Below are 14,046 nucleotides of genomic sequence, written 5' to 3'. Positions count from 1 at the left end.
TCATCATCATTCAAAAATCCATAGGAATTACTCCTAATTATTTTAGAAAATTTAAACAAATGCAGAGAATTACCATACTTATCCATTGTGAAGATAAAAAAGCGATTGTTGCCTCGGTAACGAATTATATCGCTTCAATTGATGGAAATATTATTTACCTTGACCAGCATGTTGACGCAGATGAAAACGTATTTTTTATGCGGCTTGAATGTGAATTCAGTAAGCTTAATTGGAATATTGAATCTATAAAAAGCCATTTTCAGGAGAATCTTGCTTCTCCGTTTAATATGAATTGGGCAATGTATCCTCAAGACCAAAAATCCAGAATGGCTTTATTTATATCAAAATATGATCATTGCCTGTATGATATTTTAGGACGCTACTGTGCTGGAGAACTCCCCCTTGAAATCCCTTTAATCATAAGTAATCATGAAGATTTAAAACCAGCTGCCGAGCGTTTTGGCATTCCGTTTCATCATATTCCTTTTACGAAAGACAGCAAAGAAGAAGGCGAAAAAGCACAGATTGAACTATTAAAAGAATTTAATATTGATTTTATAGTTCTTGCCCGCTACATGCAGATTATCACTCCAAATTTAATATCCCTTTACAAAAATAGAATTATTAATATTCACCACTCTTTCCTTCCTGCTTTCCCTGGAGCAAAACCGTATCACTCAGCTTTCAAGCGCGGTGTAAAAATTATTGGTGCCACAAGCCATTATGTTACAGAGGAACTGGACGAAGGACCAATTATTGAACAAGATATCTCAAGAGTTTCCCACAGCCATTCCATTGAAGATTTTATTATGAAAGGACGTGATCTGGAACGTATTGTACTCGCTAGAGCCATAAAATTACATGCCGAAAGAAAAACGATGGTGTACAATAACAAAACAGTTGTGTTTTCTTAATATCACTAATACGCATAGAGTCAGCCACAGATTAAAAAGATTTACACAGATTTTAAAAAAAAACTTTAATAATCAGTACAATAACTATCAAAAAAGACTCTTGATACAATTTTCGATTAGAAAAACAAAATGTAAACAAATAATACTTAAAAACTAAAGCTGGCTTATAAAACAATCAATCACAGCTAACTAAAAACAAAAATGAAAAAAGCCCTACTCCTGTTCTTAATCCTGCCAGCAATCAGCAATGCACAATTCAAAGACATTTTAAAAAAAGCGACAGATAAAATAAGCACTGCAGCAAGTTCCAACAGCAGCTTAGATATTGCCGCCGGATTAAAAGAAGCTCTCAACAAGGGCGTATCGGTACAGGTTTCAAAACTGACCGCTCTTGATGGTTTTTACAAAAACGAAGCTGTAAAAATCCTAATGCCCGAAGAATTAGCCAAACTAGACAAAACACTTCGAAAAATGGGCATGTCAAAATTGGCAGATGAAGGCATACTGGCCATGAACAGAGCAGCTGAAGATGCTGTAAAAGAAGCTACTCCAATATTTGTTACAGCAATTAAAAACATAACCATAACCGATGCAAAAAGTATTCTGCTTGGAAATGAAAATGCTGCAACTGTTTATCTGCAGTCATCGACACAGACACCGCTTTATGGAAAATTCAATCCCGTGGTGCAGCAGTCAATTGGTAAAGTTGGCGCCGATGTAATCTGGACCAAAATCATAAAACAGTACAATACTATTCCATTTGTTACCAAAGTAAATCCAGATCTTACGGATTATATTACACAGAAAGCACTGGAAGGAGTATTTAAAATGATTGCAGTTGAAGAAAAAAACATTAGAACCGACATCAATGCCAGAACATCAAATGTTCTTAAAAAAGTATTTGCACTGCAGGACAAAAATTAAAATCAATACAAATCTAGAGAACAGCTTATTAAAAAAAATAAGAATTTTAATATGTTAAAAACAAATCTCAAACCTTAACTTTTTAAGAATAACTAATAACAATTCCTTAACAGCAAAACATAAACATTATACTGATCTTTGCAATGTAATAAACTGGTTATTTATTATTTTGGTTTTGGTTAGTTATAAAATTGCCTGCATCAAGAATGGTGCAGGCATTTTTTATTTACGCTCTGACCATTTTTGGTTTATTTATAAAAGATAAAACTGCAGTATTAAAAGCATTGGGCTGCTCGACATTTACTACATGTCCGCAATTTTCGATTACAAATAACTGGGATGATCTATAATGACTTTCCACTACTTTACGGACAGCCGGCAGAAACATATAATCTTCTTCCCCCATAACATAAAGCGTAGGAATATTCAATTCTACCTGACGAAACCACTTTAACACAGGATTTATCTCGGCTGTGAGTTTAAACCATTTTATAAATTCTTTCTGGTACAGCTTTTTGGCTTCGGTAATAAAAAGTGATCGGGACTGCTTATGATTTTTTTTAGGCATAATCACAAATGCGAAAAACTTATACAAAACCAAATAAGGCAGTACATATTTAAAAGTATTCCCCAAACGCATTAAAATCTGAGAACGAAAATTCATTTTTAAGATAGCGCCGCCCAGAATCATGCTCTGTACTCTGTCCGGGTACATTTCGGCCAGCTGTCTAATTAGAATAGTTCCTAATGATATCCCGACAAAATGTGATTTTTCAATTTTCAGATGATCCAAAACTTCAAGAATATCATGAGCTAAGGCTGAAAAAGTATATTTTTGTTTGAATGCCGTTTTTAAAGTGGTTTTGGACTCTCCATGACCTCTTAAATCCAATAACAGAATATTGTAGCTTTTTTTAAAATCCCTAATCTGCTTGAACCAAATCGACGAACTTCCTCCTGCGCCATGCACAAACGTGACCCATTGATCGCTGTTTTCGTTCTTATATAATGTATAATTAATCACTTATATTTTTTTTGCTGGACAAATATAGTTCTTTTTTAGGCTTTTGAATTGCAGGTTTTTCAGATTATTAGTTCATTCCGCTTTTGATTTGTTAGATTTCTAAACTTTTTAAATGCTATTATGTAAGTATTTAAAGTAATCAAAAGCCTTTAGCAATCGGGTGCCGTACCATGAAAACATTTCACCGTCCACTAAAACAGCTTGGGCATTATCTGTAGATTTCACTATATCATAACCGTCCTCCGCTTTAAAAGGAAACGGTTCTGAAGAAAGCATCACTAGATCCAAACTTCCATCAGTATCTATTTTTTCAAGATCAATTTCGGGATATCTTTCCTGCGAAGCATACTGATTCTGAAAATGATTCAGCTTTAACAATTCATCTATAAAAGTACCTGAACCAGCTGTCATATATGGATTTTTCCAAATAAAATAAGCCACGTTCCTGATTGGAAAATCTTGGATAAAATTTTTAAAATCGCTCAAGGCAAAAGCCAATTTATCGTTCCATTTTCTGGCTTCGGTTCTCTTATCAAAGAGCTGACCAAAATCGGTTATCATTTGAAAATTATCTTCTAAAGTAAAAATATCAGTCACCCACACTGTACAGATTTTTTTTAATTCTTCGACTATTTCCTGAGTATTCTCTTCTTTATTACAAATAATAATATCGGGATTCAATAAACGGATTTTATCGTAATTCACTTTCTTGGTACCGCCAACTATTTTCTTGGTGGATTTGAGATGATAGGGATGCACACAAAACTTAGTGATTCCAGCAATATTTTCTTCCAAACCCAAATCATAAAGCAGTTCGGTTTGGGAAGGCACGAGAGAAACAATGCGTTTGGGAGTCGTTTCAAAAGAATGAGAAAAGCCGATCTGATCTTTTAATTGTTTCATTTTTTACTTTTGGATTACTTTTTTTTTAACACTAAGAAAAAAACAAAGTTCACAAAAAACTTTGCGAACCCTGCGAAAGTCTTTGTGAACTTTGTGTTTAAATTATTCTCAAGCGAGAACTGCTTTAAACCTTAAATAATTTAAGCTTTTAAACCAATAATAGCCTCCATTTCCTGCTGCATTTTCAAAGCTTCGGCTCTGCCTGCATCGGCAAAATCTGTTCCGTTTGAAGCATAAAGAATCGCTCGGGAAGAATTAATCAATAAACCTACATTATCATTCATTCCGTATTTACAAACTTCTGAAAGACTCCCTCCTTGTGCTCCTACACCAGGCACGAGCAGGAAACTCTCAGGAACAATTTTACGGACTTCTGTAAAATACTCGGCTTTGGTAGCACCAATCACATACATTAAGTTTTCAGAATTTTTCCAGGTTTTAGAAGTTTCCAATACCTGTTTGTACAATTCCTTTCCATTCACCTCCAAAGTCTGAAAATCAAAAGCACCATCATTAGAAGTCAGTGCCAGCATTATGGTATGTTTATTTTCGAAAGCAAGAAAAGGCTCAACAGAATCTTTTCCCATATATGGAGCGACAGTCACACTGTCAAATTTTAAATCCTCAAAAAAAGCTTTGGCATACATTGAAGACGTGTTCCCAATATCTCCTCTTTTGGCATCTGCGATAGTGAAAATTTCAGGGTGTTTTTCATTGATATACTCAATTGTTTTCTGCAGTGAAATCCATCCTTTTATTCCATAAGCCTCAAAGAATGCAGTATTAGGCTTATATGCCACTGCCAAATCATGAGTTGCATCAATAATAGCCTTATTAAATTCGAAAATTGGATCTTCTGTTTCTAATAAATGCTGCGGAATTTTATTCAAATCTACATCTAAACCTACGCATAGAAATGATTTTTTGATTTTGATCTGTTCGCAAAGCTGTTGTGTTGTCATATCAAGTTTAGTTCTGGGATGCAAATTTACAAAGTTGAATCTAAAAAACTTGAAATTTTGCAACATTACTGAGCAATTGTGTAAGAGTTTTGAGCCTAAGCTGTGATAAATTTGTAAATATCATAAAAGAAAAATGATTCAATAAACGAATATATCAATTATTAATTTTAAAAGAAATATTATGAACACTACAAAACTAAACCACTAAGGACTGAAAGTCCATAGATTTGGTTAGGCAGACTGAAAGTGCAAGGTTGGATTGCGAAAATTGATGAAATTTTGCCACAGATTCACAGATAATAAATGATTTTAAAATCTGTAATCTGTAGCAAAAACTTTTTTAGAAGCTAAAGCGAAAACTGGAATGAAATAAAGGGAAAACTAAAACAGAAATATGCTGACCTTACGGATGATGATTTATTGTATGAAGAAGGTAAGAAGACGAAATGTATGGGGAAATCCAAAAAAGAATTGGTAAATCAAAAGATGAAATTACAAAATGGATTGCCGATTTGTAATAAATCCGTCCAATTTTTAATTTTTAGGGATTATTAATTTTATATAGGCAGTTCTTAACTCAGACAGATGCTTATCTCAATTATTAACTGAAATAAAGAGAAAAAAATCCAGAAAGCAGCTAAAAAGTTAAAAATCACCAAAACTCAAAGCTCACAAAACCAAAATATTATAACCTCTACTTAATAGTAAAAATTTTCTTAATATAAAAAAGTTTTATATTTTTACATAGCCTATATCTCACTGAATGACAACTATATAAAACTCCAATATAATATAACATAAGAATGAGGATTCTGATGTAACTATGAAAAACCAAAACTATGAAAAATCAAATCGAATTTTTAACTGGACTACTTTTTACGGGATTATCATTGACCAATATTCATGCACAGACGGATCTAAGCGAATTCCAATTTTCAATAAAAGGAGGAGTAAATTTTTCTAAAATTTATGACACAGAAGTAAACCAAAATAATGCATTGACAAGTTTTAATGCTGGTTTTTATCTATCATTCCCTGTAACAGGTATTATTTCTGTACAGCCAGAGGCTTTATACACACAAAAAGGCGGAGAACTAACCTATAACAATCCAGTTTTCTCAGGAAAAACACAATTTCAGCTAAACTATATCGAAGTTCCTATTTTACTAAAAATAAATATAACCAAAAACCTAACTGTTCACTCAGGCCCTTACTTTTCATATCTGATTGATGCCAAAGTCAGTAATAATGCAGACGGAAATCTAATAGACCTTAAAGACACTTATAAAAATGATGATTTCAGCAAAACTGATATTGGTATTTCAGGAGGAATCGGTTTTGATTTTGATTCAATAGGAATTGGTGCCCGTTACAATTACGGATTTTCAGCAATAGGTAAAGAAAGAGAATTTGCAGGCACTGCTTATACCATACCCGATGGAAAAAACAGCAGCATAAGTCTGTATCTGTCTTACAAAATGAATAATAACTAATACCAAATGAAAATATAAAATAGTTTGATTATTTTTCCCTAACCCCAATCCTCTCCAAAGGAGAGGGAGTAAAGATTAGATTATTTTATATTTTCATTTCGTATAATAGCTAAGAAACAGGAATCATTTCATTCATTGTACAAACTGCAGTCTTTCTAATATCGCAGACTCTGAACTCTTTGTTTATAGTGCAGGATTAATAATACCATTTATGAAAAAAAAGTATTTTACAAAAAAAATGAGGTCTTTGCAGACCTCATTTTTTATATATAAAAAACAAAAGTTTAATTATAATTTCCCTTCATAAATAGTCCCTACGTGGATTACTTCAGTTCTTCTGTTTTGAGCTCTTCCTGCAGCAGTTTTATTGCTGGCAACAGGTTTTGATGCTCCAAATCCTTTATATGATAAATTTTCAGGATTAACACCTTTAACAATTAATGCATCCATAACTGCTTTTGCTCTCGCTTCAGAAAGTTTTTGATTAGCTGCTGCATTTCCTACATTATCAGTATGTCCTTCGATAGAGAATTTTGCATTTGGATAATTTTTGATGATTTCCTTAATGGCATCAAGTCTTCCGTCTGTCTGACCTTTATCAGCTGTCTGTAAAACTGCTTTTCCTGTAACAAAGAATACTGCTCTTGCCTGAACTTTAAGTTCTTTCAAAGCTTCTTGAGTTACTTCAGGACAGCCTTTATTGCTTTCTGGTCCAGGAACAGTAGGACATTCATCGTTTTTATCAAGAACTCCATCTTTGTCAGCATCTCTCTCCGGACAGCCGTTATTTACTGCCAATCCTTTTTCATCAGGACATTTATCATCTTTATCTAACACTGAATCGCCATCAGTATCTAACCAAGGGCATCCTTTGTTTTCAACCGGTCCAGCAACAGAAGGACAATTATCAACGTTATCCAAAACAGTATCTTTATCGGTATCTCCCCAAGGACATCCTTTATTTTCGGCTGGTCCTACTTCTTTTGGACAGGCATCATCCTGATCCAATACAGAATCTCCGTCGCTGTCAGGCCATGGACATCCTTTATTTTCGATAGGTCCGGCAAGTTTTGGACATTTATCATCATTATCAAAGATTCCGTCTTCGTCTGTATCTTTAAATTTGTGCTGATAAACCGGAATTTTAATACCAAAATATACATCGGCCGCTTTTGACTCTTTTGAAACCAAATTAGTAATCACTGAACTAGATCCCACAAACAAAGGTCCAAAACGCAATCCAGCACCTACTTGTGTTCCGCTGTATTCCATGTAATTTACAGGAACTGAAAATGTAAACCATTTTGTTTCATAACGAGGAGTCAAAACCCATACATTTGCAGTGCTTGTCTGATTCAAACCTGCTTTATCAACTAAGCTGAGGTTTCCGTTAAGATTCAAATAGAATTTATTATGAATGTTCCAGTCGGCATCCAAATGCAAAGCTGTCGGCATCGCAACATTTATATCTTTATAAGTTATAACCGAATTAGTATAAAATGCTAAAAACTCTTTAATATCTTCAGCCGATTCAACCTGAGCCTGAGAAAGCGTATTATTAAAATTATAAACTTCTTCTTTTACATGTTTATATTTAATTGATCCAATGTCGGTAATAGACACCCCAAAACGCAATTTGTATTTATTCAGATCTTTAAAGTTATTATCAACTGCTTTGGCTTTACTCAAATCATAAGACTCGTAATCTGGTCTCCATTCGTAAATCAAACCAAAATCGGCACCATATCCTTTTGAATCCGGGTCGAATTTCACATCATCATCACCTGTAATAAAATCCTGACTGCTTCCAAGTGTTAATTCTCCTGTTGTAGTAAGTCTGCTGGTTAAAGGATTATTTGTTCTGGTAAATCTTGCAGTTACATTCGACCCTTTAGCATAACTGTTAACCCCTCCTACTAAATATTTAGCTGTCAAACCTCCTTTTAGAAAATGCTGTTTACTCTGCCATAACACCGCTGCGTAAGAAGCACCAACTTCTCCCCAAGTATGTCCTACTAAATTTGGGCGGCCAACAGGAATATTGAAACTATTAGCATCATCGATACCGTCTTTTAGCTCGTCATAAAGCTCACCGTTTACTTCAGTAGCATTTACAATTGCTCTTGCTCTGGTAAAAATGGCAATCGAATGTTTTGGAGCAATATTAAACATGAACGAAGGCCCCATTACATCAGCAAAAACAATTCCTCCGTTATTTTTTTTAGGAGTCCTAACCCCGTCTTTTTCTACATCATATGAATCTTTCGATAAATCAAACAGACTTATACCATAAAAATCATTAGTTAAAGTACCACTGGCAGAAAAAAGATTGATATCTGATTTAAAACGAGAATCTGCAATCGAAGCAGGATTGAACAATACTCCCTGCACACCGGCATAATTATCCTGAAAATATCCAGTATAAGATTGGGCCGTGGCCTTAATCGCTGAAAACAGTACTATAACAAAAAATAAATATTTTTTCATTAAATTGGCTTTTAGATTAGAATTAATAAAGGTTATATAAATGTTAATTTTAAAATTTAGTACGAAAATAACATAAAAAAACACTTAACCGATCTTAATCCAATTAAGTGTTTATTATTTTTAAGTAATCTATATTAGAAAACTTCGCTGGCTTCTTTCAATTTCTCCATATTGTTCACCAGCTGCAGTTCGGCAACAATTTTCTGAATATCACCATTCATTATATTACCTAAATCATACAAAGTCAAACCAACACGGTGGTCAGTCACACGGCCTTGTGCATAGTTGTATGTACGAATCTTAGCCGAACGGTCACCTGAACTTACCTGAGAAGTACGTTTTGTAGCATCTTCTTCCTGTTTTTTGGCCAATTCCATTTCGTACAGACGGGAACGTAAAACCGTCAAAGCTTTGTCCTTATTTTTGTGCTGTGATTTCTGATCCTGACACTGCGCTACCAATCCCGTTGGAATGTGTGTCAAACGCACAGCCGATTTAGTAGTATTTACAGATTGTCCTCCAGGTCCTGATGAACAGAAGAAATCCACACGAACATCGTTCATATCAATCTGTACATCAAATTCCTCTGCTTCCGGAAGCACCATAACTGTCGCGGCAGATGTATGCACGCGTCCCTGAGTTTCCGTCTGCGGTACACGCTGTACACGGTGTACACCCGCTTCAAACTTCAGTGTTCCGTAAACATCTTCTCCGGAAACTTCAAAAATCACCTCTTTGAAACCACCCGAAGTTCCTTCATTCATATCCACAACCGAAGTTCTCCAGCCTTGGCTTTCGCAATATTTTGTGTACATTCTGAATAAATCTCCGGCAAAAATACTGGCTTCATCTCCACCAGTACCTGCACGAATCTCCACCATCACGTTTTTGGCATCTTCAGGATCTTTCGGAATCAGCATGAACTTAATCTCTTCCTCAAGCTGAGGCAGTCTTTCCTTAGCTTCGTCCAATTGCATTTTGGCCATTTCCACCATATCAGCATCACTTCCATCAGCAATAATTTCATTGGCTTCCTCTATATTGGCCAAAACCAAAATATATTCTTCACGCTTTTCAACCAAGGCTTTGATACTTTTATATTCCTGGTTAAGCAGCACATAGCGTTTTTGATCAGCGATAACATCCGGCTGAATAATCAAATCCGAAATCTCATCAAAACGCTGCTTTACATATTGAAGTCTATCTAACATTTTTCTTTTTCCTTTTAATGGACTGCAAAATTACAATATTTTTTTGTAAAGATTCAAGTTTAAAACTCACAGATTTTCTAGTACCGCTAGTCACTACATTTCAGCTTAATTATAGTGTCTTTTTTGGAAGCTGATTCCTGCTGTCCGCTGTATCTCTTGCCCTGAGCCCCAGGACAACGGGATGCCACTTCCATTAGGGCTAAGTTTTTGCATTTCAGAAAAATAACACATATTAAAAACTATTTCACTAAAAATCAATACCTTTAAAACCATCAACTATACGCCTTATGAACTGGAAAGCACAAGCCATTACGCACAAAAAAGAAAAACGGATAGCCGTTTATTTTGAAAAAAATACCGATTTAATAACTAGAATCAAACAATTAGATGGAGCCCGATGGAGTCAGACTTTAGGTGTCTGGCATTTACCGTATACTGAAGAAAACCGGATCAGGTTCAAAATCCCTCCCCTATCCCAGACTATTCCTTCAGCTGAAGAGATTGAAAACATAGAAAAATTCAAACAATGGCTTCGCTCCAAACGTTATAGCGAAAACACACTTATTACTTACAGCGAAGCCTTGAAATCATTTTTGATTTTCTATCGGGAAAAACCAATTGCTGAAATCACCAATGAAGATATAACGATCTTCAATAACGAATATATTTTAAAAAATGATTTGTCAGCTTCTTATCAAAACCAAATTATCAATGCTGTTAAATTATTTTTTCAAACTATTCGGGAAACCAAAATTGAGATTGATAAAATTTACCGTCCCAAAAATGCAAAAAGACTGCCTAATGTTTTGAGTAAAGAAGAAACCTTTAGGCTTATTGATCTGACGGCTAACATAAAACACAAAACCTTATTGGCTTTAATTTACTCTTCCGGACTCCGCATCAGTGAAGCTATAAACATGAAAATCATTGATGTTGACAGTCAAAGAATGCTGATTCATATTAAAAATGCAAAAGGCAAAAAAGACCGGTACACCTTATTATCAACCAGAGTTTTAGGATTACTGCGTGAATATTACACTATTTATAAACCTAAAACCTTTTTATTTGAAGGACAGCATGGCGGTCAATACAGCAGCAGAAGTGCTCAATCAATATTACAGCAATCTGCAAAAAAGGCTGGAATTACAAAACCGATTAGTCTGCATACCCTTCGCCATAGTTTTGCCACCCATTTATTAGAAAGCGGAACCGATTTACGCTACATTCAAGATTTATTAGGACACAATAGTCCCAAGACAACAATGATATATACCCACGTAAGCAGTACATCGCTGAAAAAAATCATAAACCCTTTCGATATGTAAGAAATAATTTTAAATTTGTGCAAAGCGAATAAAAATAAAATGCATAAGTTAAACTAAAAACATGCGTATAACATACCAATTGAGAATAAAAAGAGTTGGCTTTATTCGTGTATATAATAGTTGGCAGTAATTATAAGAAAACCGTATTAAAACAACGTAATCAATACATTAAATATGACCGTACGAAAAATATTAGAATTAATTATTTCGGTAAAAAAACAAATCGGAGTAGATAACTATCTTACTAAATTACAGGATTATCAAACTACTATTCAAAATAATTCAAGCAATATTGTACTCTTAAAAGAAATTCTTGATAAAACCATTTATGATTTAGATAACTTGATAGAAAACTCTGTTCCAGAATTTCTAGAAAAATTACTTGTTGGTAAAATAATTCCGTTTGAATTTGAAAAATTCAAAAACCAATTAATTGAGTTGAAAGACAAAAATTACACTGATTATTCTCAATTATACAGCGAGTTGACTAATATCCTTGCTCAAATGCTTGAAAAAATGAATTCAAATATTGCTGAATTAGATAAAATCTCTAAAGTAATCGAACCATTTCAAACAAAAGATTTTGACGAAATACAAGAAGATGACAATGCAATTTTTGCCATAATTTTTAATAATGAAAGTTCTTTTAACAATCTCAAATCACTATCATTTGAATTAAAAAATTGGGACAAAGGACTGTTTCTTTACCAACAAATAGTTTCTGACGAAACACCAAAAGCTTTTGAGATTATAGAAGTTGAACAAGGTTCTGTAGAAGTAATTTTAAATCTTGCTTTCGATGTTGCTGAAAATTTAGTTGATTTATTTAAAACAGGTATGGAAACTTATGGTGCATATTTGACATATAAAACCTTAATTCACGATAAACTCTTTGCTACTTTTAAAGATAACAAAAAGTTAATGGCATTAGAAGAAGATAGAGAAAAATTATTACTTCAAAACGTTAAAGATGTCGTTAGAAATGAAATTAAAAAACAAGCTAAAAAAGGAAAAAAACACGAAGCACTAGAAAAGAAAATAGAAGAAGTTACAAAATTAGTGACAGAGCATATTATCAAAGGTAATAGTGTAAAACTTTTATCAGCTCCAGAAGAAAAGGAAGAGGTTTTAGAAAAAGAAAAAGAAAAAGAAATACATTACGTAAAAAGTAAAATTGATTACAAAAAGCTTGACGAAGCCACCAAACAATTATTATTAGAAGAATTTACAACTCTTCCACCAGAAGAAAATTACGAAAAAGAATAACTACTGCCAACACTTGCTACAAGAGATTTGGGCATTTGGCTTAATTTAAAAATGGTCTTGTATTTGGGAAGTTTAGGCAAATCCGAAAGATTACGCATTTTTAATCCCAAACCTCTTGTAGCAAAAAGACGTTATATGATAGCTTTCCTCAACAGACAGCTAAAGTAGAAACGAAAAAATATATGAAAAGAAATGGAATTTTTAACATTATTAGGTTTGTTGTTTTTATCACTTCCTATAGTACTGAGCGGATTTAATAAAGATTGTAAAATAGTTGGTGCAAATACAACTTACAATCGTTCGGTTATTCTTTTTTACATCTTGATATTATTCCGATTATTTGTTGTAGGAGAAACAATACTACACCAGGGATTATATATAAAGCTATAGTTGACCAAAAGCATAGCCTTAAAAATTCTGTAAAACACATTGAATAATAATAGCCAACAAAAATATACAACGATATAAAGGAAACGCCTAAAAAAGTACTAAATTCAATTGCAATATTTGTTGTTACCTTTTTACAGATACCCATAACACCTGTAGTTATGGTCAAATAACTAAAACTCCACAAAATAGTGAGACAAAAACTTAAAAAGAATTGAACATAAATTGATTCATTTACAATTTGAGGTTTGAATATATAAATGGCAACTACCCAAAATGAGAATAGAATAAATAAATTTAACAAAACTCTTTTTATAGAAGAGTGTAAATCTTTAAATATTAATAAAATATCTGTAAACATAAGTAAAAATGGCAGAAGAAGAAATTAAACAAAAAGTAACAGAAGTACTAGACCTTATGAAAGGTGTAACATTTACAGAACTACGTAAAATTATTAGACAAGTAGAAACTGAGGCCGAAACTAAAGCAATTATTAGCTAGATGTGTTATCATCAATGTATTTCAATTTAGTAACAACAGAATCTAGTTTTGAACAGACATCTCCTAAATCATAGGAATCATTTATTTTATTATCTATCTCTGTCAGTTTACCACTTATTTCAATTAAAAGGTCAATTATTGTTTGCGCTTGGTCTTCGTTCATAATTTAAAAGTTTAAGAATTAATAATAAAAGAGTAATGGTGGAACACTACTCTTGAAATCATTCTTGCTACTATTGTTCACAAGAATTGCAATAGTAACATTCTACTTCTTCAACAGGAATAGTAAAAGGGTGTCCTTGCGGAGCAATCTCTTTTCTACCGTTTCTAAAACGCGCCTGACGAAAAATCCACTTGTAGCAGATGTTACCTTTCAGTTTAAAGAATTCTGTAATCATATCGGTTGGCAAAAGCCCTGTTCATAGCTAAAGCCGAACTAAAATTCAACAGTGTACTTGCAAGAATGATTTTACAATAATACGGAAAATATTACTAAATTGCGGTGGAAAAACAAAAAAGCCATCATATAACAGCTACTAAGCAATATAGCGGTTTTAGGCTTAATTTAAAAATAATTTTGTATCTGTTAAATTTGGCGCAAAACAGATAAAATATTGATTATTAACCCGCTACATCGCCTAGTAGCAAA

13 protein-coding genes are annotated in these 14,046 nt (G+C 33.4%); 6 read left to right on the top strand and 7 right to left on the bottom strand.

What is annotated here, in order from left to right:
- Positions 1–59: 59 nt before the first annotated feature.
- Both purU and IRZ80_RS20080 read left to right on the top strand, forming a co-directional pair.
- Positions 60–914, top strand: a complete 855-nt coding sequence (purU, locus tag IRZ80_RS20085; protein ID WP_194644031.1) for a formyltetrahydrofolate deformylase — start codon at positions 60–62, stop codon at positions 912–914.
- A 201-nt stretch (positions 915–1,115) separates the two neighbouring features.
- Positions 1,116–1,838, top strand: coding sequence for a DUF4197 domain-containing protein (locus IRZ80_RS20080; protein WP_194644029.1), 723 nt, complete (start codon positions 1,116–1,118; stop codon positions 1,836–1,838).
- 226 nt (positions 1,839–2,064) lie between these two features.
- Here IRZ80_RS20080 and IRZ80_RS20075 read toward each other — a convergent pair whose 3' ends face one another.
- The 3 genes from IRZ80_RS20075 to pyrF form a co-directional block, all read right to left on the bottom strand.
- Positions 2,065–2,862 carry an alpha/beta fold hydrolase gene (locus IRZ80_RS20075; protein WP_194644027.1) on the bottom strand — a complete coding sequence of 266 codons (798 nt, stop codon included), beginning with the start codon at positions 2,860–2,862 and terminating at the stop codon, positions 2,065–2,067.
- A 108-nt stretch (positions 2,863–2,970) separates the two neighbouring features.
- Positions 2,971–3,765: an ABC transporter substrate-binding protein gene (locus IRZ80_RS20070; protein ID WP_194644025.1), complete on the bottom strand. Its 795-nt coding sequence runs from the start codon at positions 3,763–3,765 to the stop codon at positions 2,971–2,973.
- A 140-nt stretch (positions 3,766–3,905) separates the two neighbouring features.
- Positions 3,906–4,727, bottom strand: coding sequence for an orotidine-5'-phosphate decarboxylase (pyrF, locus tag IRZ80_RS20065; protein ID WP_194644023.1), 822 nt, complete (start codon positions 4,725–4,727; stop codon positions 3,906–3,908).
- A gap of 839 nt (positions 4,728–5,566) precedes the next feature.
- Between pyrF and IRZ80_RS20060 the strand changes: the two genes are divergently transcribed.
- Entirely contained in the window at positions 5,567–6,220 is a 654-nt protein-coding gene (locus tag IRZ80_RS20060; RefSeq protein ID WP_194644021.1) for a porin family protein, read from the top strand.
- 288 nt (positions 6,221–6,508) lie between these two features.
- On the opposite strand, the gene IRZ80_RS20055 is transcribed toward IRZ80_RS20060, so the two are convergent.
- A complete protein-coding gene (locus IRZ80_RS20055) occupies positions 6,509–8,707 on the bottom strand; it encodes a DUF5723 family protein (RefSeq protein ID WP_194644019.1) in 2,199 nt (732 codons plus the stop codon).
- Positions 8,708–8,841: 134 nt separating this feature from the next.
- Entirely contained in the window at positions 8,842–9,918 is a 1,077-nt protein-coding gene (prfA, locus tag IRZ80_RS20050; RefSeq protein WP_194644017.1) for a peptide chain release factor 1, read from the bottom strand.
- A 287-nt stretch (positions 9,919–10,205) separates the two neighbouring features.
- Here prfA and IRZ80_RS20045 point away from each other — a divergent pair, with 287 nt between their 5' ends.
- From IRZ80_RS20045 to IRZ80_RS21170, 3 genes are all read left to right on the top strand, one after another.
- Complete coding sequence (locus IRZ80_RS20045; RefSeq protein WP_194644016.1) at positions 10,206–11,243, top strand: tyrosine-type recombinase/integrase; 1,038 nt, start codon at positions 10,206–10,208, stop codon at positions 11,241–11,243.
- A 174-nt stretch (positions 11,244–11,417) separates the two neighbouring features.
- The gene (locus IRZ80_RS20040; RefSeq protein WP_194644014.1) at positions 11,418–12,509 is read left to right on the top strand and encodes a hypothetical protein; all 1,092 of its coding nucleotides are present in this window, start codon (positions 11,418–11,420) and stop codon (positions 12,507–12,509) included.
- A 756-nt stretch (positions 12,510–13,265) separates the two neighbouring features.
- Complete coding sequence (locus IRZ80_RS21170; RefSeq protein ID WP_255549710.1) at positions 13,266–13,397, top strand: hypothetical protein; 132 nt, start codon at positions 13,266–13,268, stop codon at positions 13,395–13,397.
- Here the strand turns inward: IRZ80_RS21170 and IRZ80_RS20035 are convergent.
- A complete protein-coding gene (locus IRZ80_RS20035; RefSeq protein WP_194644012.1) occupies positions 13,390–13,560 on the bottom strand; it encodes a hypothetical protein in 171 nt (56 codons plus the stop codon). The two genes, IRZ80_RS21170 and IRZ80_RS20035, sit on opposite strands and share 8 nt — an antisense overlap.
- Before the next feature lie 70 nt (positions 13,561–13,630).
- Positions 13,631–13,795, bottom strand: a complete 165-nt coding sequence (locus tag IRZ80_RS20030; protein ID WP_194644011.1) for a hypothetical protein — start codon at positions 13,793–13,795, stop codon at positions 13,631–13,633.
- Between the last annotated feature and the right edge of the window lie 251 nt (positions 13,796–14,046).

This window comes from Flavobacterium sp. HJJ (assembly GCF_015351475.1).
In the GTDB taxonomy this organism is placed as follows: domain Bacteria; phylum Bacteroidota; class Bacteroidia; order Flavobacteriales; family Flavobacteriaceae; genus Flavobacterium; species Flavobacterium marginilacus.
Note: the sequence above shows the minus strand (reverse complement) of the source record. Positions and strands in the feature narration are given on the sequence as shown.

Excerpts from the sequence above, each read along its gene's own strand:
- purU (WP_194644031.1), top strand. The coding sequence starts at position 60 with ATGCAGAGAATTACCATACTTATCCATTGTGAAGATAAAAAAGCGATT.
- IRZ80_RS20080 (WP_194644029.1), top strand. The coding sequence starts at position 1,116 with ATGAAAAAAGCCCTACTCCTGTTCTTAATCCTGCCAGCAATCAGCAAT.
- IRZ80_RS20070 (WP_194644025.1), bottom strand. The coding sequence starts at position 3,765 with ATGAAACAATTAAAAGATCAGATCGGCTTTTCTCATTCTTTTGAAACG.
- pyrF (WP_194644023.1), bottom strand. The coding sequence starts at position 4,727 with ATGACAACACAACAGCTTTGCGAACAGATCAAAATCAAAAAATCATTT.
- IRZ80_RS20060 (WP_194644021.1), top strand. The coding sequence starts at position 5,567 with ATGAAAAATCAAATCGAATTTTTAACTGGACTACTTTTTACGGGATTA.
- IRZ80_RS20055 (WP_194644019.1), bottom strand. The coding sequence starts at position 8,707 with ATGAAAAAATATTTATTTTTTGTTATAGTACTGTTTTCAGCGATTAAG.
- prfA (WP_194644017.1), bottom strand. The coding sequence starts at position 9,918 with ATGTTAGATAGACTTCAATATGTAAAGCAGCGTTTTGATGAGATTTCG.
- IRZ80_RS20045 (WP_194644016.1), top strand. The coding sequence starts at position 10,206 with ATGAACTGGAAAGCACAAGCCATTACGCACAAAAAAGAAAAACGGATA.
- IRZ80_RS20040 (WP_194644014.1), top strand. The coding sequence starts at position 11,418 with ATGACCGTACGAAAAATATTAGAATTAATTATTTCGGTAAAAAAACAA.
- IRZ80_RS21170 (WP_255549710.1), top strand. The coding sequence starts at position 13,266 with ATGGCAGAAGAAGAAATTAAACAAAAAGTAACAGAAGTACTAGACCTT.
- IRZ80_RS20035 (WP_194644012.1), bottom strand. The coding sequence starts at position 13,560 with ATGAACGAAGACCAAGCGCAAACAATAATTGACCTTTTAATTGAAATA.
- IRZ80_RS20030 (WP_194644011.1), bottom strand. The coding sequence starts at position 13,795 with ATGATTACAGAATTCTTTAAACTGAAAGGTAACATCTGCTACAAGTGG.